The 19533-nt window shown below is 63.9% G+C and carries 22 protein-coding genes; 4 read left to right on the plus strand and 18 right to left on the minus strand.

The window, feature by feature from the left end; translation table 11 throughout:
* Nucleotides 1-59: 59 nt before the first annotated feature.
* The 10 genes from AC6H4Z_RS14105 to AC6H4Z_RS14150 all read right to left on the minus strand — a co-directional run bounded on the left by AC6H4Z_RS14105 (nt 60) and on the right by AC6H4Z_RS14150 (nt 11056).
* Nucleotides 60-2456 (minus strand): BatD family protein, encoded by a 2397-nt coding sequence (locus AC6H4Z_RS14105; protein ID WP_497542594.1) that lies wholly within the window; start codon nt 2454-2456, stop codon nt 60-62.
* Nucleotides 2453-4132, minus strand: coding sequence for a vWA domain-containing protein (locus AC6H4Z_RS14110; protein ID WP_497542595.1), 1680 nt, complete (start codon nt 4130-4132; stop codon nt 2453-2455). Before AC6H4Z_RS14110 ends, AC6H4Z_RS14105 begins: the two co-directional genes overlap by 4 nt.
* Nucleotides 4129-5121: a VWA domain-containing protein gene (locus AC6H4Z_RS14115; RefSeq protein ID WP_497542596.1), complete on the minus strand. Its 993-nt coding sequence runs from the start codon at nt 5119-5121 to the stop codon at nt 4129-4131. The genes AC6H4Z_RS14110 and AC6H4Z_RS14115 overlap by 4 nt, the downstream gene beginning before the upstream one ends.
* Nucleotides 5118-6059 (minus strand): hypothetical protein, encoded by a 942-nt coding sequence (locus tag AC6H4Z_RS14120; protein ID WP_497542597.1) that lies wholly within the window; start codon nt 6057-6059, stop codon nt 5118-5120. Before AC6H4Z_RS14120 ends, AC6H4Z_RS14115 begins: the two co-directional genes overlap by 4 nt.
* Nucleotides 6056-7039 (minus strand): DUF58 domain-containing protein, encoded by a 984-nt coding sequence (locus tag AC6H4Z_RS14125; RefSeq protein ID WP_497542598.1) that lies wholly within the window; start codon nt 7037-7039, stop codon nt 6056-6058. Before AC6H4Z_RS14125 ends, AC6H4Z_RS14120 begins: the two co-directional genes overlap by 4 nt.
* A 45-nt stretch (nt 7040-7084) precedes the next feature.
* On the minus strand, nt 7085-8059 hold the full coding sequence (locus AC6H4Z_RS14130) for an AAA family ATPase (RefSeq protein WP_497542599.1): 975 nt from the start codon (nt 8057-8059) through the stop codon (nt 7085-7087).
* 218 nt (nt 8060-8277) lie between these two features.
* The gene (locus AC6H4Z_RS14135) at nt 8278-8994 is read right to left on the minus strand and encodes a pseudouridine synthase (RefSeq protein ID WP_497542600.1); all 717 of its coding nucleotides are present in this window, start codon (nt 8992-8994) and stop codon (nt 8278-8280) included.
* Nucleotides 8994-9566 (minus strand): SMC-Scp complex subunit ScpB, encoded by a 573-nt coding sequence (gene scpB / locus AC6H4Z_RS14140; RefSeq protein ID WP_497542601.1) that lies wholly within the window; start codon nt 9564-9566, stop codon nt 8994-8996. The genes AC6H4Z_RS14135 and scpB overlap by 1 nt, the downstream gene beginning before the upstream one ends.
* The gene (locus AC6H4Z_RS14145) at nt 9541-10305 is read right to left on the minus strand and encodes a segregation and condensation protein A (RefSeq protein ID WP_497542602.1); all 765 of its coding nucleotides are present in this window, start codon (nt 10303-10305) and stop codon (nt 9541-9543) included. The genes scpB and AC6H4Z_RS14145 overlap by 26 nt, the downstream gene beginning before the upstream one ends.
* 13 nt (nt 10306-10318) lie before the next feature.
* The gene (locus tag AC6H4Z_RS14150; RefSeq protein ID WP_497542603.1) at nt 10319-11056 is read right to left on the minus strand and encodes a site-2 protease family protein; all 738 of its coding nucleotides are present in this window, start codon (nt 11054-11056) and stop codon (nt 10319-10321) included.
* Nucleotides 11057-11215: 159 nt separating this feature from the next.
* Between AC6H4Z_RS14150 and rpsT the strand changes: the two genes are divergently transcribed.
* The gene (rpsT, locus tag AC6H4Z_RS14155) at nt 11216-11455 is read left to right on the plus strand and encodes a 30S ribosomal protein S20 (RefSeq protein WP_497542604.1); all 240 of its coding nucleotides are present in this window, start codon (nt 11216-11218) and stop codon (nt 11453-11455) included.
* 75 nt (nt 11456-11530) lie between these two features.
* On the opposite strand, the gene AC6H4Z_RS14160 is transcribed toward rpsT, so the two are convergent.
* From AC6H4Z_RS14160 to pyrR, 5 genes are read right to left on the minus strand one after another with little or no spacing between them, the layout of a single operon-like run.
* Complete coding sequence (locus AC6H4Z_RS14160) at nt 11531-12544, minus strand: zinc finger Ran-binding domain-containing protein (protein ID WP_497542605.1); 1014 nt, start codon at nt 12542-12544, stop codon at nt 11531-11533.
* The gene (locus AC6H4Z_RS14165) at nt 12541-13191 is read right to left on the minus strand and encodes a class II aldolase/adducin family protein (protein WP_497542606.1); all 651 of its coding nucleotides are present in this window, start codon (nt 13189-13191) and stop codon (nt 12541-12543) included. The genes AC6H4Z_RS14160 and AC6H4Z_RS14165 overlap by 4 nt, the downstream gene beginning before the upstream one ends.
* Nucleotides 13188-14489: a dihydroorotase gene (locus AC6H4Z_RS14170; RefSeq protein ID WP_497542607.1), complete on the minus strand. Its 1302-nt coding sequence runs from the start codon at nt 14487-14489 to the stop codon at nt 13188-13190. Before AC6H4Z_RS14170 ends, AC6H4Z_RS14165 begins: the two co-directional genes overlap by 4 nt.
* Nucleotides 14486-15448 carry an aspartate carbamoyltransferase catalytic subunit gene (locus AC6H4Z_RS14175; protein WP_497542608.1) on the minus strand — a complete coding sequence of 321 codons (963 nt, stop codon included), beginning with the start codon at nt 15446-15448 and terminating at the stop codon, nt 14486-14488. The genes AC6H4Z_RS14170 and AC6H4Z_RS14175 overlap by 4 nt, the downstream gene beginning before the upstream one ends.
* A complete protein-coding gene (gene pyrR / locus AC6H4Z_RS14180; RefSeq protein ID WP_497542609.1) occupies nt 15445-15999 on the minus strand; it encodes a bifunctional pyr operon transcriptional regulator/uracil phosphoribosyltransferase PyrR in 555 nt (184 codons plus the stop codon). The genes AC6H4Z_RS14175 and pyrR overlap by 4 nt, the downstream gene beginning before the upstream one ends.
* A 108-nt stretch (nt 16000-16107) precedes the next feature.
* On the opposite strand from pyrR, the gene AC6H4Z_RS14185 reads away from it, so the two are divergent.
* The gene (locus tag AC6H4Z_RS14185; protein WP_497542610.1) at nt 16108-16473 is read left to right on the plus strand and encodes a hypothetical protein; all 366 of its coding nucleotides are present in this window, start codon (nt 16108-16110) and stop codon (nt 16471-16473) included.
* Nucleotides 16474-16497: 24 nt separating this feature from the next.
* Here AC6H4Z_RS14185 and AC6H4Z_RS14190 read toward each other — a convergent pair whose 3' ends face one another.
* On the minus strand, nt 16498-16785 hold the full coding sequence (locus AC6H4Z_RS14190) for a hypothetical protein (RefSeq protein WP_497542611.1): 288 nt from the start codon (nt 16783-16785) through the stop codon (nt 16498-16500).
* A gap of 312 nt (nt 16786-17097) precedes the next feature.
* On the opposite strand from AC6H4Z_RS14190, the gene AC6H4Z_RS14195 reads away from it, so the two are divergent.
* On the plus strand, nt 17098-17784 hold the full coding sequence (locus tag AC6H4Z_RS14195; protein WP_497542612.1) for a helix-turn-helix domain-containing protein: 687 nt from the start codon (nt 17098-17100) through the stop codon (nt 17782-17784).
* Between the two features lie 26 nt (nt 17785-17810).
* On the opposite strand, the gene AC6H4Z_RS14200 is transcribed toward AC6H4Z_RS14195, so the two are convergent.
* Nucleotides 17811-18227: a hypothetical protein gene (locus tag AC6H4Z_RS14200; protein WP_497542613.1), complete on the minus strand. Its 417-nt coding sequence runs from the start codon at nt 18225-18227 to the stop codon at nt 17811-17813.
* Between the two features lie 88 nt (nt 18228-18315).
* A complete protein-coding gene (locus tag AC6H4Z_RS14205; RefSeq protein WP_497542614.1) occupies nt 18316-18810 on the minus strand; it encodes a hypothetical protein in 495 nt (164 codons plus the stop codon).
* A 520-nt stretch (nt 18811-19330) separates the two neighbouring features.
* On the opposite strand from AC6H4Z_RS14205, the gene AC6H4Z_RS14210 reads away from it, so the two are divergent.
* The gene (locus tag AC6H4Z_RS14210; protein WP_497542615.1) at nt 19331-19462 is read left to right on the plus strand and encodes a hypothetical protein; all 132 of its coding nucleotides are present in this window, start codon (nt 19331-19333) and stop codon (nt 19460-19462) included.
* The last annotated feature ends 71 nt before the right edge of the window (nt 19463-19533 follow it).

The raw sequence follows: 19533 nt of genomic DNA on the forward strand, positions 1-19533 counted from the left end.
CGCGCAAAGCTACCCGACGCGCGCCGAGAGCGTCAATCGGCGTCGATAAACGCGTCGGGTTAGTTGGCGCGAATCTGCTCCGCGTCGCGCGTGTCGAGCGACACGAGCGCCGCGCTGTCGATCCAGCCGTCACGGCCGTCGTCGAGACGGACCCGGCTCCAGGCGCCCTGACGCCCCGTGATGCGAACGACCTCACCGATGATCGCCGTCGCCCCGCGTTCACCACCGAGTTGCGGGTCAGTGTTGAGCGACGCAGTGTGGCGCATGACGGCGAGGTGTTTGCCCGACAGCCGCTCGTTCAGCGCGAAACCGCCGATCGCGAGCACGGCGGCAACGACACCAAGGGTCATGACTGCCCGCGTCCCCAGCGGCCGATTGCGCGACGCACGGAACGCGGCGATTCCCCAGGCGGCCAGCCAGAGCACGGCGGCGAGGTTGAAGATCCACGTCGCCGGCAGCGGCGGAACGTACCCCGCTGCCGACCACGGCAGCGCGTGCACGAGCTCGGCGCGCTCCCGCACATCCGACGCAAGCGGTTCGATGCGCAGTGCGCGCTGCCACGCCGCTACGCTGCGTGCCGTGTCGGCGACTGCCCACGATGCGGTGCCGAGGTCTGCCCACGCGTCGGGCGCCGCCGGACCTGACACCACGGCTTCGATGAATGCCTCGCGCGCCGCCACGAAATCGCGGTGTTCATACGCTGAGACGCCTTCATCGAAAGCACGACGCGGATCGGCAGCGTCGAACGCGTGCGCGGTTGCAACGCCCGCTACGAGCAGTCCAATGACGGCAAACGTTCGGACGGCGATCTGCGTGCGCGGCAACGCATCACCATCCACCTTGCGATAGAGCTCCGTCGCGCGCTTCGCCGCGTCGGCAGACAGCGTACCAGATGCGCCAAAGGCCGCTTCATCCAGCTGGCGCAGAAACGTCTCCGACTCGAGCGCGAGCTCCGGTGATACACCACGACGACGCATCGCGCGAGCGAGTGCCCCGGGCCGCGTAAAGTTGTCCCCCTCGAGGCCGAGGCGGTCGGCCAGCGCGCCCGTGTAGGCCCGACGGACTTCGCACGCATCGCGTGAGATGTCAGACGTCTGCGCGATTGCTGCGAGTCGTGCCGCGCGAGTCACGGGCTTGGCAGCCTTGCGACGACGACGCTCGCGTCCGGTGAGCGATAGCGCAGGAAGCGGTGCGAGCGCCATCATCGCCCAGAACACTGGGTTCTCGTGCAGCGGCGAACTCGGCGCGCCACGATACCGTGCACGCAACGGAAGCAGTGTTTCGTTCTTCGCCGTGTCTCCCGAAGCGAGACCGCCGGCGCTGATGTGCACGCGAGTCGGATTGGTCGACGCCGTTTCGTATCGTCGCGAATCGGGATTGAAGTACGTGTACTTGATCGGCGGCAGATCGAGCTCACCGGCGATTTTTGGCGTAAGTACCCAGTCGAATTCCTTCGCGCCCGAAATCTTGCGAGCGTTGGTATCGACTTGCACGCGTTCGTCTCCCTTCACCAGCGAACCCCACGGCACGCCGACCAACGGGCGCGGAAACAGCTTCACATTGCCGGAACCAGAGACGCGAACGGTAAGTCGAATCGGATCGCCAACCCGCGACGCGACCGTATCGAGCTTCGACGCCACGCGCAGATCGCCGACCGCCCCACCATAGCCCACGGGACGCCCCTGCGACGGCGGCTCCATGGCGACGATCACCGTGCTGTCCGTCTGCAGCTCGTGCGTTTCCTCTCGGCTGAAGAAGCTGGCCGAGAGCGGAAGCGAATACACGAGTTGCGCCGGCGGAATGGCGAACCGCCCCGCCATGAGTGGAAAGAGGGCGCGTTGATAGACCAATGCGTCAAAGCAGTGCGAGCCAACCTGCCGGCGCGGCGGTTCTCCGCGCGTCGGCAGGTCATACGCGAGCATCGACTGCATGTCCGGCGGAAAGAACGTCGGATTACGTCGCAGACGATCGCGGACCGTCTCATTCAGAAAGACGGCGACCTCGTAGTTGGCCTGCTGTCCGACGTACACCGTTTCAGGCAACGTCACGACGCGAAAGTTCACAGCGAGACTCGTATCGACGCGCGCGCGCGCCACGACGGTCGGCACGTTATTGCGGCCCGACGCGGCGCGCACGGAAATGGCGACCGGGCGCGACCGCGCGATGCTGTTGCCGAGTCTCGCCTCGAACGATGGAATCGCAAAGGTGCCGACGCGATCGGTCGTGATCACATACCTGTATTCGGCGATCACCGACCCGTTGCCGTACGTGATGTGCGGCACGCCCGACGATCGCAACACGTCAAACGGCGCGAGCGACGGCGGGACGATGATCGGCGCCACATTGCCCGGCGCGTTGATCGCAACGCTGAGTTCCACTGCGTCGCAGGTCGAGGCAGTGTCCGGCGCGTGCGTGACGATCGCGAGTTGCGCGAAGAGTACGAGTGCGCCGATCACCAGTCCTTCCCTCCCGGCGGAGGCTCGACCTTGTTCTGTTTCTGCTTCTTGGCCTGCACGTCACGCTCTTCGCGCGCCGCGCTGCCCAACAGCTGCTCGGCCTGTTGCTTGCCCAGCCCGCCCTGCGGTTGAGGCGCCTGACCCTGCGGCGACTTGTTGCTCGATCCGCCGCCACCACCGCCGCCGCCACCGCCATTCTGCTTTTTGCGAAGGGCGAGCTCGTAGTTCCACTTCGCGTCCAGATCGCCTGGATGCATCATCAGAGCTTTCTTATAGACGGCGAGCGTCGAATCGAGTTCGCCGCCGTCCTGGCCAGCGGGCGCGCCAAGAGCGGGCTTGAGGTGCGCGAGCCCGAGATTGAAGAGCGAGCGAAAGCGCAGATCCTCGTTCTTGTCGTCGATCAAACGACCCAGCACTTCAACGGCGCTCTTCACGGAATCGCCGGCCACAAGCGCTGTTCCGAAGTTGTACATCGTCTGGGGCGACTTGTCGCCCGCGGTGATCGCATCGCGGAAGAGCGACGCCGCGGGTCCGAATTGGCTCTGCTTGTACGCCGCCACAGCCTTCTGGCTCCGCGACAGCGGAATGCATCCGTTCAACGAAAGGAGGAACAGGACCGACGCTGCAGCTACCGTCTGCGCGGCGGCGATGCGCCGAGGACGCCGGCCACGGCGTTCGATGAGCGCTGTATCGAGCAGCAAGAGGAAGAACGCAGGAAAGAGGAACCACTGATATCGCGGCGTCTTCGACTCGCCGGCCACGCTCGAGCGCGTTTGCGTCCGGAGCTTGGCCAACGCCGACTTCACGCGCGATGCCTTGTCCGTGGCGTTCGCGGGAATGAACGTCCCGCCCGCCGCATCGGCTGCGCCCTGTAGGAATTCCGGGTGGTATTGCGTGATCACCGTGTTTCCGGTCTCATCCTTCTTGGTGCTAATCGATCCATCGGGCGCTTTGATTGGAATCGTCGCGCCGGCCGTAGTGCCGAATCCGACGGTGACGAGGCTGATTCCCTGCTCGGCAGCTCGCGCCGCTTCGGTCTGAATGTCCTCGATCGGCTCGAAGGCCTCGCCATCACTCATGACGACTAGTGCGCGGTCCGCGCCACTGTTGGTCAGGGTGAGCAGATCGACTCCCTGCTTGATCGTTCTGGCGAGCGAGCTGCCAGCCTGACCGACGACTGAAGGGTCGAGATTGTCGAGGAACAGGTCGAGAGCGCCCTCGTCGATCGTGAGCGGTGACAGCACGTAGCTCCGTCCGGCAAACGCCAGCACGCCCATTCGATCGCCCGGCGATGCCGCGCGCAGCCGACGCACTTCCTCCTTCATCTTCTCCAGCCGGCTGGGACGCTCATCCTCGGCCAGCATCGACAGCGACGCGTCGAGTGCCAACACCATATCGATGCCGCGCGATTTCACCGTCGTGCGCTCTTCACCCCACCGCGGGCCAGCGACCGCGACACCCACGAGCGCGCTCGCCAGTCCGAGTCGGACCATTCGCCAACCCGGCGGAGTGAGCGTGTTCGGAGGCAGCAGTCGATTGACGACGGCCATGTTGCCCAGGCGCTCGAGCCGCGCTTTGCGTTGACGGAAGGCGTGACGGAGCACGAACACCGCAAGCAACGGAAACAAGACACCGAGCGCGAGCAGATATGGATAGTCGAATACGATCTCTTTCATGGCAGCGGCCCTCGGCGCGCGGCCAGCAAGAGTTCGACGACAAGCGCCAGCGCGGCCAAGTACAACGGCCAGCGGAAGAGTTCCGTGTACCGCACATAGGAGCGCGTCCGCACAGGCTCGCGCTCCAGCTGATTGATCTCGTCGTAGATGCGCTGCAGTGCCGCGGCATCGCGGGCGCGGTAGTACCGGCCGCCCGTGGTCTTGGCGATGTCCATGAGCAACGGCTCGTCGATTCGGACGAGTCGATTCTCATAGCGAAGACCGAACAGCCCACGACCGACCGGAACGGGAGCCATGCCCTCCGTACCAACGCCGATCGTGTAGATCTTGATGCCGAATACTGCAGCCGCCTTCGCTGCGGTGCGCGGATCGATCGCGCCGCGGTTGTTCTCACCGTCGGTGAGCACGATCATGACGCGCGACCGTCCGGGTGCATCGCGCAAACGGTTCGCGGCTGTTGCGATGGCGGTGCCGATCGCCGTACCGTCTTCGAGTTGCCCTGCTGCGAGGTTGTCCACCGCCGCGCTCACGACCGGATAGTCGGTCGTCAGAGGAACCTGCGTCAGCGCCTCGGCGGCGAACGCCACCACGCCAATGCGATCGCTGTTACGCGCGGCGATGAAGCGCTTCACGACGTCCTTCGCGACCTCGAGGCGATTCTGCGGCTGAAAATCCTGCGCGAGCATCGAGCTCGAAAGGTCGATTGCGAGCACGATGTTGATGCCTTCAGTCGTCGAATCTTCGGCGTGCGCACCAGCGCGCGGTCGAGAGAGCGCGACGATCGTCGACGCCAGCAAGAGATTCCGCAGCACGAACAGCGCAAGCGTCGTCGCACGTCCAGCGCGTGGACCAGCGGCGAGCACGGACACTCGCGAAAAAACGATCGCTTGCGATCGTTGTCTTCGCCGAATCAACCACCAGAGGGGCAGGAACAGGAGCAACAGCAGCGCCCACGCCGACGCGAACTGAATCGAGCCGATGGAGATCACGCAGCGACCTCCTGTTCGGGCGCTGGACGCGATGCCTTGTTCTCCTCGGCGACGATCGTCCGCGCTTCGCGACCAATCTCTCGTGCGCGATCGCCGCTCACCGGCCGCCGCGCGAACTTGATGAGATCGGCCTCGCTCAACACGCGCGTTAGCCGTTCCTCCGGAACCGTGGGGAGTGCGCGAACCGTGCGCTGCAACTCTGTGCTCGTGAGCGACAACGCGGCCTGCGTATGACGGGCGGCGAGATAGTCGCGCACCACGTCGATCATCAGCGCGACGTAGCGCCCGCGTTCACCAGCGTCGAGGAGCCCAAGTCCTTCGATTCGTTGGAACTCGGCCTTGGCCTGCGCGAATGGATCGACGACCACCGGCACGGCATTCTTCCGACGGCGGCGGAACAGCCACCAGATGAGCCATCCGAGTGCAATCGCCGCCGCAACGAGCAGCGCGATCACCCACCACGGAAATGCATTCGACTCGAATAGCGCGCGCGGCGGCTTGGGCACGCGCTGCGCCGAGTCCGCCGGCAACACGGTCTGAACGAACACGGCTCCGCTCAGCGGAATGTGTCGCTCCGCGCCGTTGTAGCGCACGATCGCGTCGCCGAGCCGAATGGCCTGAGCGCCGACGTCCCATGCCGCGACGCGATAGTCCGCATACTGCTCGGCCGCTGTGGTATCTGCGCTCGTCCGAACCGCGACCGGGTCGAGCGACTGCACCGTTGACGCAGAATCGGTCGCGCGTGGGAACTCGATCGTCGCTCCGCGCGGGGCTCGAATTCCGACCGTCACGCGGAAGGGATCGGCAACCTTCACCGTCTCCGGAGCAACGGTGATTCCGGCTTTGACCGGAATCTGCTGCGCGGCAACTGGCACCGCCGCACCCAGCACACTCGCGACGGCGAGCGCGATCATTCTGAAATATCGAATGCGCCTCATTTGCGAATCCTCCGCTCGCGCATGCGAAAAAAGCGGAGCAGCGGGTCCATGATTCCCTGCTCGGTATTCACGGAGATTTCGTCGATGGCCAATCGTCGCAGTAGATGTCTGCGCTTCTCTGCCTCGACGCTCACCGCCTTGTCGAATTGCGTGCGCACCGCCGGATCGCTGGTATCGATGTTCAACGTTTCGCCGGTCTCCGGATCCACGAGTCGCACCAACCCGATGTCCGGCAGAATTCGTTCGCTGGGATCCTCGAGCGTCACAGCCACGACGTCGTGTCGCTGCGCGAGCAACTTGAGCGGTCGCTCGATATTCTCGCCGAGAAAATCGGACACCAGGAAGATGATCGCCTTGTGCGACAGCATCTTATTGAGATACTCCGTCGCGCCGCCGATGTCGGTGCCACGGCTCACCGGCTCGAACGCCAGGATGTCGCGAATCAATCGCAGTGCATGGCGTCGGCCTTTGCGCGGCGGAACGACATGCTCGATGCGGTCGGTGAACATCAAGTTGCCGACGCGATCGTTGTTGCGGATTGCCGACATGGCCAACACTGCCGCCAACTCCGACGCGACTTCGCTCTTGAAACGACGGCGCGTGCCGAATCGCTCGGAGCCGGACACGTCGACCGCGAGCATTACGGTGAGCTCACGCTCTTCGATGTACCGCTTCACGTACGGTCGCTGCATGCGCGCCGTCACGTTCCAATCGATGCTGCGCACTTCGTCGCCGGGTTGGTATTCGCGCACTTCGGCGAACTCCATTCCCTGGCCCTTGAACGTCGAGCGATACTCGCCGGTGAATAGCGAGTTCACGAGCCCGCGCGTGCGCAGCTCGAGCAGCTTCACTTGGCGAAGCACTTCCGGTGGCACCGCCGCGGGCGGCTTTCGCTCGCCCGTGTCCGGTTGCGCGCGCGGCGGTGTGTCGAGCGCGATGGCGCCCGACTTCTTGCGTCGACGAAAGAGCTGCCAAGCCATTCGTTCGATCGCCTCAGCTCTTCGAGCGGTCGCTCAAGCGGGCAATCACGGCGAATCGATCTTGGCCAACACCCGCTGCACGATCTGATCGCTCGTCACTTCCTCGGCTTCAGCCTCATACGTCGTCAGCACGCGATGACGCAGCACGTCGGGCGCGATCGCCTTCACGTCGTCGGGCGTCACGAAGGCGCGACCGCGGAGGAACGAGTGGGCGCGCGACGCCTGCGCGAGCGCGATCGTCGCGCGCGGACTGGCGCCGAATTCGATCAGCGGCGCGAGTTCGGGCAAGCCTGCCGCCGCCGGCTCGCGCGTCGCATGCACGATGTCGACGATGTAGTCGACGATGCGATCATCCATGTACAACTCGGAGATGCGATGACGCGCCTCGAGGATTGCCGTGGGCGATGCGACGGCTTCGACGTCGATTGGATCGCCGCCGGCCATGCGCCGCATGATCTCCTTCTCTTCGTCGCGCGTCGGATAGCCGACGCGCAACTTGAGCATGAATCGATCGACCTGTGCTTCGGGCAGCGGATACGTGCCCTCTTGTTCGATCGGATTCTGCGTTGCAAGAACGAGAAACGGCTCTTCGAGCTTGAAGGTCGTGCCGCCGATCGTGACCTGCTTTTCCTGCATCGCCTCGAGCAACGCGGCCTGCACCTTGGCGGGCGCGCGATTGATTTCGTCGGCGAGAATGATGTTCGCGAAGATCGGTCCGCGCTTCACCGAGAACTGTCCGGTGGATTGATCGTAGACCTGTGTTCCGAGCACGTCCGCCGGGAGGAGATCCGGCGTGAACTGGATGCGATGGAACGTCGTGTCGATGGTCTCGGCGAGCGTTCGCACCGTGAGTGTCTTGGCCAGACCCGGCACGCCCTCGAGCAGCACGTGACCGCCCGTGAGAAGGCTGATCAGGAGCCGATCGACCATGTAGTCCTGCCCCACGACGCGTCGCGCTACCTGGCGCGCAACGTCCTGCACCAACCGTGAGTCCGCCGCCTGTGAGACCTGAGTAGCCACGATGAATCAGGGTTTAGGGTTTAGGGTCGAGAGCCCAGGGAGTGTGTGCGACAGCCGCGCTGTGCGCGGTCATCACCTCACTCGGATGCAGGGAAGTCTCACATGCAGTCCAAGGGCGCGAAGCGCCCATTCCCTCCCCGCACCCTAACCCTCGACCCTAAACCCTACTGTGTGACCTACACCAACTGACAGACGAGGTGCCGTGTGCCCTGATACAGCTAGAGGCCAATGACGCCGAGACCCGACCGTTCCTTTGGCGTGAGCCTGCGGGTTTCGCCGCTCGGAAGATCGCCGAGCGCGACTGGCCCGAACTTCGTACGCACGAGCCGCTCCACCCCGAGGCCGAGCGCAGCACAGAGACGACGGACTTCGCGCTTTCGCCCTTCAGTGATCGTGACTTCGAACTCCCACCGATCACGGCCCAGCTTCCGCGCGTCGACGCGCTTTGGGTGCACCGGCCCGTCTTCCAACGTCACTCCCTCACGCGCCACGAACACGGCCTCGTCGGCCTTACCGAGCACCGTTGCGACGTACGTGCGTTCCACTTCGTTGCTCGGATGCGACAACCTATGCGCGGCGGCGCCATCCGTTGTGAGGAGGAGCACACCTTCCGTCAAATAATCGAGGCGCCCGACGTACGTGAGTCCCGGAATATCCGGGATCAGGTCGAATACCGTGCGCCGACCATCCGGATCCGAGCGTGTGGTCATGACGCCCGCTGGTTTGTTCAGTACCAGCCATTGGGTCGCGCGCGGCGTCTCGAGCGGCTTGCCGTCGACGACGATTGTATCGCGCGACGGGTCCACCGGCTGTCCAGTGACCGCGACCTCGCCATTCACGCGAACGCGACCGGCAGCGACCAGTTCTTCGGCCTTGCGACGCGACGCGACTCCGGCGCGCGCGAGGGCGCGTTGGATGCGCATCGTCTCTGACATTATTCGCTCGCGTCGGCCGCAGCGACGGGTTCGGGCGCTCGCGGCTGCACACGCAGCGCGATCGCCAGTTCGTCGGCGCGTGGCAATTCTTCGAGATGTCGAAGCGCAAAGTGCTCGAGGAACACGGCCGTCGTCCCATACAGCAGCGGACGTCCAAGTCCTTCTGCGCGACCGACCACGTCGATCAGACCACGCTCATGGAGCGACTTCAACACGCCGCCCACCGCCACGCCGCGAATCTCCTCGATCTCGGCGCGGCTGATCGGTTGACGATACGCAATGATCGCGAGCGTCTCGAGCGCCGCACCGGACAACCGGGCCGGGCGCGCCGCGAGTTGGGCGCGCTCGATGGCCTCGGTGTATTCGGCGCGCGTGAGGATCTGCCATCCGCCGCCGATCTCGATGAGCTCGACGCCGTGACCGTCCACATCATAGTGCTCGCGCAATTCGTCGAGCGCGGACTGCAATTCAGCGCGCGACGCCTCGGGGTCGAGCACCGAGAGTTCTTCGCTGGCGATGGGTCGCGCACTGGCAAACAGCGCCGCTTCAAGCAGCTTCGCTAGCGGCGTCACGAGAGATTTCCACGTTGGCAAAAGGTTTGGGCTGAACGACTCGAAGCTCGCCGAGCTTCGCGAGCTCGAGCAGTCCGAGGAGAGTCGAGAGGATCTGCCAGGGTTCGGCGCTCGTCTCGACGATTTCCGTCCACAGAATACGTGCCCGCAGTGCGAGCACGGAGCGAATGATCGTGATCGCGCCAGGAATGTCGATGGCACGCGGCACGATCTCATGCATGTTCGGCTGCTTCGCGGCGCGAAGCACACGATCCACAGCCGAGAGAAGTTCGGAGAGCGATAGGGCGAGCGGAGCTGCGGGCGCGGCTGGCGCCTGCGGCAGATACGCGCGCGAAAACTGATTGCGCCGTTCTTCGCCGCGACGTTCGAGCACGTCCACGACTTCGCGCATCTGTTGATACTCCAACAGCCGCCGAACGAGCTCGGCGCGCGGGTCTTCCCACTGCTCTTCATCGTTGCGCGGCAACAGCAGCTGCGCCTTGATGCGCAACAACCGCGCGGCCATCTCGAGATATTCGGCGGCCTCGTTCAGACCGAGCGAGCGAATACGCACCACGAACTGCTCGCAGATGCGCGCGATCGGAATGTCATAGATGTCGACTTGCTCTTCGCGAATGAGCGAGAGTAGCAGGTCGAGGGGACCGGAAAACGCAGTCGTCTCGACGACGAATCCGCCTTCGGACGGCGGAGGAGACGACACAGTCGGCGTCAGAGCTTCTGGTGCGTAGGCGACAGTCATCAGATGCGCAGGCTCACGTCAGCCATTGGCCAAGGGTGGACAGGGCGAAGGGACTGGCCCACCGAAGCAGCACCGCTTCGAGCGCCAAGACGGGTCGCATCCACGCAGTGAGGAAGCTGCCGCCGGCGTACAGAATGACAATGAGAATGAGAATTCCAAAACGACCAAAGCGCTCGTACTGCACCGCCCAGGACGCCGGCAACAAATGCTTGATCACGTGCGATCCGTCGAGCGGCGGGATCGGAATCAGATTGAACGCGAGCAACAGCAGATTGAGACGCACGCCGATCATCATCATCGCTTGCGCGATTCCAAGCACCGAATCGGCCGCTGGCGCCACGCGCCCGAGAAGGCCGATGAGGACGAACAGCAGAATCGATGCAATCGCGAGCAGCAGATTAACAAAAACACCAGCGAGCGACACGATGATGTCGCCGCGCCTGAAATTGCGGTAGTTCGCCGGGTTGACCGGCACCGGCTTCGCGCCGCCAAGCATGATCTTTCCGCCCGACCCGAAGTACAACATTGCGGGCAGCAGCACCGTCATGAACGGATCGATGTGCTTGACGGGATTCCACGTGAGCCGACCCAACATCAGGGCGGTAGTGTCGCCCTGTTTCAAGGCCGCATAGCCATGCGCGTACTCGTGCGCGATGACTGAAAACAGCAGCACCGGCACGAAGAGCAGCAGATCCTGAAAGTGCAACGTCGGCTTTTGCGAAACTGGTGGCTCGACACCCGACGCGTACACACCGAGGGGCCGGATGGGCGGAGGGCGATCGGCCGAAACGTAGTGATCGCACCAACGAGTGTCAAAGCGTTATGCTGCCTTGACTTTCGCTATGTGCTCCCGTAGCTTCAACCCTTCTCGGAATCCCGAGAATCACACCGACTTTTGGAGAGTTTTTTCGTGCCGAATATCGCATCCGCCAAGAAGAACATGCGTAAGTCGCGCGCGGCGACCGTGCGCAACCGTGCGCAGCGTTCCGCCCTGCGGACAGCGCTGAAGAAGGCTCAGGCCCCAGACGCCACCCCAGAAAGCCGCATCGCCGCAGCCCAGCTGCTCGATCGCGCGGCGCGCAAAGGACTGATCCACGGCAACGCTGCAGCCCGTCACAAGAGCCGCTTGAGCAAGGCCAGCGCGGCGTAAGCTTCTCTCCCCGAGAAACAACAAGGCCCGACAATCTCGATTGTCGGGCCTTTGTGTTTTCAGAACCCCGCTCGCCTACAACGCCGCGAGCTCCGCGCCGCACCGCTCGCAGTACCACTCGGTCGGGTAGTTCATGGCGCCGCACTCGTTGCACTTGAGCGTCTTCACCTGCTCCGTCACCGCCGACTGACGCAGCACGATCGGCATATTCGCCGACACATTCGCCGCGAGCGGACGTTCGGCCGCCGGCTTCGCGTGCTCGAGACCCGCGAGCAGCGAATCACTCGGACGCTCCTCCTGCGCGACACCCACCGGCGCACTGAGCAACGGCTCGGTGCTCCGACGCTCGACCAGCGGGCCTTCCGGAACCGGAATCGCCACCGGACGGCTTCCGTCGCTCGGCTTTCCCACGATCGAACTCAGGAACGCGAGCTCGTCGAACGACTCGCGCTTCGGAACAGGCGCCTGCGCAACCGGCTCTTCTTTCGCCGCGACTTCGGCCGACGGGACCTCAGCGACCACAACGGGCTCTGGGCTCTGGACCGGCTCCGCCACCGCCGCGGTTGCGACGACTTCTGGCACCGCCGCGACATCTACCGGCGCCGCGACGATCTCTGCGACGACGGGCGCCGGCTCCTCGGCAACCGTCGCCGGCTTCGCCGCTTCTTCATCCAAGAGCGCCTGCAACTCGGCAACGCGGGCAGCCAGTTCGTCCTTCTCGCCAACGAGGCGAGCAATCACTTCGTCGACGCTGCCAAAGGCCCTGTCGGCCTCTTCTCCCACTAGCTCGCCAACGTGAGTGCGCAGCTCGAGCTCGGCGCGTTCGTCGCGATGTAGTTGCTCTTCCGCGGCCAAGAGCGAGAGACGCGACTGCACGCTGGCGCGCTCGCTCTCGATTGCCTGGCGGTGCGAAGCGAGCTGCTCAGCCACCCGCTGCAACCGCGCGCGATAGTCGGTTTGCACGCGATCGAACACGTGTTGTGGCGTGGACTCGCGACGCGCATCGAGCGCGGCGAGCCATCCTTCATACCGGCGGCGCTCGTCGAGCAGCGCCGGGACTTCGTTCAACGAATTGTTCGAATCGGTCATCGTAATTCCTCGCGCGGACTGCGGAGCGCGGCGACCTCGCTCGCGCTCAATGCGTTCACCCTACCAAGCGTGCGCGCCGCGAGCAATATCCTCGCGGCGTGTTCGAGACTTTCCATACGTTGATGTGCAACGTCGAGCGTTGCGCCAAGCGTCGTGGCGCCGTGGTTGGCCATGAGGAACGCATCGCACCGATCGATGTACGGCTCGCAACTATCTGCCAAAGCGTCCGTTCCCGGTGTGACGTACGGCACAAGCGGAACCTCGCCCATTTGCAGAATGACTTCTGGGAGCACCGGTAAGTCGAACGATTCGCCGGCGACCGAGAAACCCGTCGCGATTGGTGGATGCGCATGCACGACCGCACGCACATCAGAACGACGGTTGTAAGCCCGCAAATGCAACGCGATTTCCGTCGACGGACGCCCTTTTCCTTCGAGGACTCTCCCCGCGAGATCGACCACGACCAGATCAGTCGGCTGAACGTCGACCTTGGACATGCCCGCCGGCGTCACGAGAATGACGTCGCCCGTCAGCCGGACCGAGACGTTTCCGTCTGGACCGGCGACCAATCCGCGCTCATACAACCGGCGACACACCCGCGCGATCGCCGCTCCAGCCGTTTCCCGTTCGTTCGACCCGCCGCTCACGCCTCGTCGCGATGCGCTACCCGGCCGCCGACGAGCGTGTAGCGCGTCCGGCCCTGTAGCGTTTGACCCGAATACGGCGTGTTGCGGCCTTTCGATCGGAACTTCGACGGCTCGACGAGCCACTTCATGTTCGGGTCGAAAACCGTGACGTCGGCGTCAGTGCCGCGACGCAGCGATCCGCCGGGGAGCTTGAACACCCGAGCCGGCGCGCACGACATCCGATCGATCAGCACCGGAAGGCTGATGATTTCCGACGCCACGAGCCAGGTGATGTTCACGGCGAGCGCCGTTTCGAGCCCGATGATTCCGTTCGGCGCGTGCGCGAACTCGCGCTCCTTCTCGTCGTAGTGGTGCGGCGCGTGATCCGTCGCGATCAAGTCGATCGTTCCGTCGCGAACGGCTTCCTGAAGCGCAGCAACGTCGTCGGCAGTACGAAGCGGAGGATTCATCTTCGCGTTCGTGTCGTACCCCTCCACCGCTTCTTCCGTCAGCGAAATGTGGTGCGGGCACACCTCGGCCGTGACTTTGATGTTGCGGTCCTTGCCCCATCGAATGAGTTCGACCGAACCGCGTGTGCTCATGTGACAGAGATGCACGTGTCCGTCGGTGCGACGCGCGAGCAAAATGTCGCGGATCGCCATGATCTCTTCGGCTTCAGCAGGAATTCCTTTGAGGCCAAGCCGCGCGCTGACGATGCCTTCGTTCATCGCGCCGCCGTGCGCTAACGTCGGTTCCTCGCAATGGTCCGCGACGGGAATGCCGAACGTTCGCGCGTACTCGAGCGCCGTACGCATGAGGTGCGCGCTCGCGACCGGTTTGCCATCGTCGCTCACCGCGACAGCGCCGGCGGCGATCATCTCGCCAAACTCCGCGAGCGACTCACCCTTCTGGCCAACCGAGATTGCGCCGATTGGATAGACGCGCGCCGCATTGGCGATCGTCGCCTGACGAATGATGAAGCCCACCGCCGCCTGATTGTCCGTCACAGGATCGGTGTTCGGCATTGCGCACACCGCGGTGAATCCGCCGGCAGCCGCCGCGCGCGCACCTGTCGCAATCGTCTCGACTTCTTCCCTGCCCGGCTCGCGTAGGTGACAGTGCACGTCGATGAATCCGGGCGAGACGACAAGGCCCGAGCAATCGATCGTCTCGAGCCCGTCGCGATTCTTCGCGTCGCCTGATACACGTCCGCCGACGGCTTCGATCTTTCCGTCGACGACGAGCACGTCGGCCACTTCGTCCATCGATTGCGTCGGGTCGATCACCCGTCCACCGCGCAGGAGTACCGAGCCGCTCATCGAGCGCCTCCGCCCTTTGCCGACTCGGCGAGTTCCGGCTTGCCGCCCGAGAGCAGATAGAGCACCGCCATGCGTACAGCCACGCCGTTCGTCACCTGATTGAGAATCACGCTGAATGGTCCATCGGCCACGTCGGAGTCGATTTCGACGCCGCGGTTCATTGGGCCGGGGTGAAGAATGAGAATGTCGCGCTTCGAGCGGTCGAGCCGCTCACGCGAAATACCAAAGACTCGATTGTACTCGCGCAGCGATGGGATGTAGCCCGCGGTCATGCGTTCGAGCTGCAGCCGCAGGATGTTCAATGCGTCCGCCCACTCGATCGCCTCTTCGACGCGCGTGAACACTTCGACCGGAAGCTCTGCGATCGCGTTCGGCAGCAGCGATCTGGGACCGCAGACGCCAACCTTCGCGCCCATTTTGGTGAGCCCCCAGATGTTCGAGCGTGCAACCCGCGAGTGCAGCACGTCGCCAACAATGCAGACCTTCACGCCGTCGAGCTTTCCGAAGTGGTCGCGAAGCGTCAGCATGTCGAGCAGGCCCTGGGTGGGGTGCTCGTGCGTCCCGTCGCCCGCGTTGATCACATTCGACTCGATCCGCTCGGCGAGGAACTGCGCCGCGCCAGATGCGCCGTGGCGGATGACGACCATGTCGATCCGCATTGCCTCGAGATTCCGCGCCGTGTCGACGAGCGTCTCGCCCTTCGACACACTCGATCCGGTCGACGCGACGTTCACCGTGTCGGCCGAGAGTCGCTTTTCAGCAAACTCGAAAGAGATTCTCGTTCGCGTCGACGCTTCGAAGAACAGGTTGACGATCGTCGCGCCGCGCAGCGTCGGCACTTTCTTGATCGCCCGTTCACTGATCTCCTTGAACGGCTCGGCGGTATCGAGAATCAACTGAATTTGCTCGCCGCTCAGCGGCTCGAGGCCCAGAAGATCCTTGCCGAGCGAGAGCGTCACGTTTCGCCTCGATCAGCGATGATGGCGCCCTTGCGTTCGTCGAGTTCTTCGACGAGCACGTCGACCCGCTGCCAGGGCTCAGCGGAGACGGTCTTCCCAACGATGTCCGGCTGGATCGGCAGTTCGCGTCCGCCGCGATCGATCAGCACCGCGAGCGCAATTCGCTTGGGCCGGCCGAAATCGGCGAGCTCGTCGAGCGCAGCGCGAATCGTTCGGCCGGTGTAGAGCACGTCGTCGACGATCACGACGTTCTTCCCGTCGATGTCGACCGGAATCTGCGTCTGGCCAACGACGGGCCGAGGCCCGACCGTCTGCAGATCGTCGCGATAGAGCGTGATGTCGAGCGCGCCTTGCGGCACGTCGGCCTTTTCACGTTCGACGATGGTGGATACGATTTGCGCCGCGAGCTGAACGCCGCGGCGCTGAATGCCGACGATGACGAGATTGTCCGTACCGTTGTTCAGTTCAACGATCTCGTCGGCCATGCGTCTGAGCGTTCGATCGAACGCGCGCGCATCGAGGACTACGGAATGTTTTGGGGGCGCAGCCATGGTGGGGGCAATATGAGCGGTCCGGGCTTGGAACGGTAGCGCGGCTCCGACTCAAGTCTTTGGGCGCATCGGACGAGACTCATCGATGGACACCCTACCCGCGCCCCTATGCGCCTGAAACACCGCTCAACCCGATCTCCAGCCTTTCATCCCGCGCCTGCCGAGGCGTCCGAGGAGTCTTTTCCGCGCGCCGTCGCCGGTGAGGATTACGATCGGTACGCTCGCGCGATGGCCAAGCATGCCGACCAATGGGTCGCGGCTCACCTATCCCGGCTGAGCGGCGCGCCGATCGAGCCACAGGATTTGCGAGACCGGCTCCGGTCCGCGGCCATGGGCGAGCTCCGCCGAGAGCTGAACGCTCAGGAAGAGCGGCTCCTTGGTGAGGTCTTCCAGCGACATCCGGAGGCGTCGAACCCGGCCGATCGAGTCGAGCCGGAGATTCCGTCGTTCCTGCTCAAGCGCATGGCGTCCTGAGACCGGTGGGTCGTGTCGCGTAGGTCAGCCGAGAAAGCCGGGCGAACGTTTCCGCATATCGTCGGCTGAATACGACGGCTCCGTGGCGCAGCGGAGGGCCCACCAGTCGGCGATGACGCGCTCGACCTGCTCGGGCGTGAGTGCGAAGGGCGCGGCCGGTCCGATGTAATCCCGACCGTTGATGTCAACAATCCACCAGCGCATGCCGCCGGCGTCGATTCCTCCCGCGTCGATGCTGGCGGGGATCTGAATGCGCATGACACGAAATTCGAGATTGCCGACGAACACCTTCGTCGCGCTGTCGTGCGCCATGGTGCGGCTCCTCCAGAATCGTGGCCTCGCCGGTGGCCCGTTGCTCGGGTCAAGGGGTCAAGATACACCACAGAACAAGAATGAGCACATTTTAATCTTCCAATGTTGCTCTTCTTTTTGCTGACGCAAAGAAATCCCGACATCGCGGCGGCCAACACGTAGCCATTTGGTCGCGGTTCGGTTCCCAGCGTCGGCTGTAGCGGCCGATCGACTCGCGTTTGAGCTGCCTCGCGGTCCGCGCTCGATGCGCCCTCAACGCCCATTGATTCGCCCCCCACTGGCGCTTCCATCGATTGACATTATTTTGACATAATGGCGACGAAAAAACGTCAAGCGAGGAAGCTGGCTCGCATCACCGCGGAACGACTCGAGGAGCTGCGAATGGAGAGCGACCTGACCGTCGCGGAGTTTGCCGAACGCTGCACCCTGCCTGGAAAGCCGAGCCCGGCGCACACCACCTTCGTCGCGTGGCGCAGCGGCGGCAGCGTTCCCGGCGGGGAGTACCTACGTCAGATCGCCGTCGAGTTTGGCGTTACGACGGATTGGCTCTTGGGCATCGCAGGCGCGTCGAAGCATCCCGACCAATCGCGATCGAAGCACGCCCTGGCGGAGGATTTGGCTGCGGCCGTCGAGCGCGAGTTGCGTCAGCGCGTTCCTCCCACGGTGCCCGGGACGACGGAGCCGTATTCGTGGCGTGTCCTCGGCGACGCGGCGCTGCAGTCCGTCATCGACACACTCGAAGTGGATGCGCATCAAGCGCTGGAGCGGCAGCGCGCGCATACGGCATTCATCACGGATGTTCAGTCACTCAGCCGGGCGGTTCGACCCATCACCGATCGGATCGCGCGCGGCGAGGAAATCTCGGAGCGCGAGGCCGCCATCGCGCAACGGTTGGTCGCGGTGAGTCAGCGTATCATCGAGCGTGTCCAGCCCCAGCTCGAGGGAGACGCCGAGGCGCGCGTGGTATTGCGGCAAGAGGGAGAGAAGGCCGCGTCATAGGACGACAGGACGAGACTCAGCCTCTATCAGCGATTTCTAATCGGAAGGGCCAGCATCCCGCCAATGAGTGCGGCCGGCACGGCAAGCAACGCGGCCACGACCAGGGCGACGAACGCGATCTTCTCGAATGGAAGTGAGCCGCTTCCACCTAGCGCTCGCGCGATCGTGGCGGCTTGCGGACGCGTGAGTAGCGCATAGGCGATCGCCAGCCCGCAGAATCCCACGGCTGCGGCGATGGCGCCCGTCTTGAACGCAGCCGCCAACGCGCGCAACGCTGATGGCGTCTCGCCAGACGTGGTTTGGCCAATCCCTACGACGACTGCGCCGGCGATGAGCGGCCAGAGCAAGGGAAACGATCCGGAGTGCGGAAAAAGGCCGTGCACGAACAAGCAAAGGCCACCGACCACGCCTCCAATGCGCACCGGACGTTGCCGGAAATCCATACACCACTCCGAAAGAGACGTAGTGCGGCGGTGCAATGGCCGCACCAATCGGCTGCCGATCCAGCGCGTGTCGAGCCTGTGCGACTCGCTATCTCGTGTACGCGTAGCGCTTGCCCTTGAACGCCAGGATCAGCGCATTGCCACTGACCGAGCCAACGAAGCCCGATGTCGCTCCGCCATTCGTCAGGACAAAGTTGATCTGGCCGTTGGCGATGCCGTAATTGCCCGACACAGCCAATTGACGAGTCGGCACGGTGTCGACGCCTGCGACCACCGGGACCGTGGGGACTCCGTCGACGAGAGGAAGTACGCGGTAGGTCGAGGTCTCGCTCCACGTTCCGTCTGGTGCGAGCACGATGGCGTCGGCGGTGAGGCGCCACTCCTCGGTTGCGGTCGTGAACACGGTGAACGGCAGAGGTACACCGTCGGCATTGATCAGGCCGAAGGTACCGATGACATTGACGCTCGTGACTGGCAGCGGCGGGCCGGGTATCGGCCCCGTGAAATTGAGAACGTCGCTTGAATCAGCGCATCCGACGAGCGCCAACACGGCGAACAGGCGAACGAACGGACGACGACGCATGTGTCGCCACCTGATCAGCAAAGTGTGAATTCGAGGGGACTCGACCCCAAACCATTCGGCGCCAGAACCTAAGTCTGGTGGGTCTGACGTTTCCGCTACCGTGGCAACAACTCAGCCTGCGACGCGCGCAACGTGGGAACGCGCAGTCGAGCACGAATCGAACGGTTCTGTGGGCACGCCCGAGACCGACCGTCAGATGCAAAAAACCTCACCGACACTTTAAGGTGTCGGTGAGGTCAACGGACGGGGTGGTATTCGAACCACGTTAGGCTTTTGACCTAAACACACTTTCCAGGCTCAACAGACACCGACCCAACCCGGCGCGAATCCCGAGTTTTCATAGGGACAGCCCCGCGATCTGCCGGGTTCATGGTTGAGCAATTCGGAAGCATTCCGAGTACGAACGGCGGGCGGAACGCCGGGCACTCCGCGAGACAGACTCACGCGCACTATCGGTTCCTTTTGCCCCGTTTTTCTTCCCCTCCAATTCCCTCCAAACTCCCTCAAGAGACCCAACCAGATGCAACACATCTTCTTCCTTGGATCGTTCTACATCGAGTTTCGCACATCACCCGAACCATTCCTTCGCTATCTCAACGGGCGCCTTGGCCCGGTAACGTGGCTCTGTCTCGGGTTGGCGTTGCTAGCATGACGCTCGGATATGACTGGACCAGAGGACGCCAGTTCAAGAACTCTCTCGGCGTTGCGGCATAGGGCGCCAAT

The organism is Leucogemmata humicola, assembly GCF_055379415.1.

Bases quoted from the DNA above. Each gene is read 5' to 3' on its own strand.
- AC6H4Z_RS14110 (WP_497542595.1), bottom strand. From the start codon at position 4,132: ATGAAAGAGATCGTATTCGACTATCCATATCTGCTCGCGCTCGGTGTC.
- AC6H4Z_RS14120 (WP_497542597.1), bottom strand. From the start codon at position 6,059: ATGAGGCGCATTCGATATTTCAGAATGATCGCGCTCGCCGTCGCGAGT.
- AC6H4Z_RS14125 (WP_497542598.1), bottom strand. From the start codon at position 7,039: ATGGCTTGGCAGCTCTTTCGTCGACGCAAGAAGTCGGGCGCCATCGCG.
- AC6H4Z_RS14135 (WP_497542600.1), bottom strand. From the start codon at position 8,994: ATGTCAGAGACGATGCGCATCCAACGCGCCCTCGCGCGCGCCGGAGTC.
- AC6H4Z_RS14145 (WP_497542602.1), bottom strand. From the start codon at position 10,305: ATGACTGTCGCCTACGCACCAGAAGCTCTGACGCCGACTGTGTCGTCT.
- AC6H4Z_RS14160 (WP_497542605.1), bottom strand. From the start codon at position 12,544: ATGACCGATTCGAACAATTCGTTGAACGAAGTCCCGGCGCTGCTCGAC.
- AC6H4Z_RS14170 (WP_497542607.1), bottom strand. From the start codon at position 14,489: ATGAGCGGCTCGGTACTCCTGCGCGGTGGACGGGTGATCGACCCGACG.
- pyrR (WP_497542609.1), bottom strand. From the start codon at position 15,999: ATGGCTGCGCCCCCAAAACATTCCGTAGTCCTCGATGCGCGCGCGTTC.
- AC6H4Z_RS14185 (WP_497542610.1), top strand. From the start codon at position 16,108: ATGCGCCTGAAACACCGCTCAACCCGATCTCCAGCCTTTCATCCCGCG.
- AC6H4Z_RS14190 (WP_497542611.1), bottom strand. From the start codon at position 16,785: ATGGCGCACGACAGCGCGACGAAGGTGTTCGTCGGCAATCTCGAATTT.
- AC6H4Z_RS14195 (WP_497542612.1), top strand. From the start codon at position 17,098: ATGGCGACGAAAAAACGTCAAGCGAGGAAGCTGGCTCGCATCACCGCG.
- AC6H4Z_RS14200 (WP_497542613.1), bottom strand. From the start codon at position 18,227: ATGGATTTCCGGCAACGTCCGGTGCGCATTGGAGGCGTGGTCGGTGGC.
- AC6H4Z_RS14205 (WP_497542614.1), bottom strand. From the start codon at position 18,810: ATGCGTCGTCGTCCGTTCGTTCGCCTGTTCGCCGTGTTGGCGCTCGTC.
- AC6H4Z_RS14210 (WP_497542615.1), top strand. From the start codon at position 19,331: ATGCAACACATCTTCTTCCTTGGATCGTTCTACATCGAGTTTCGCACA.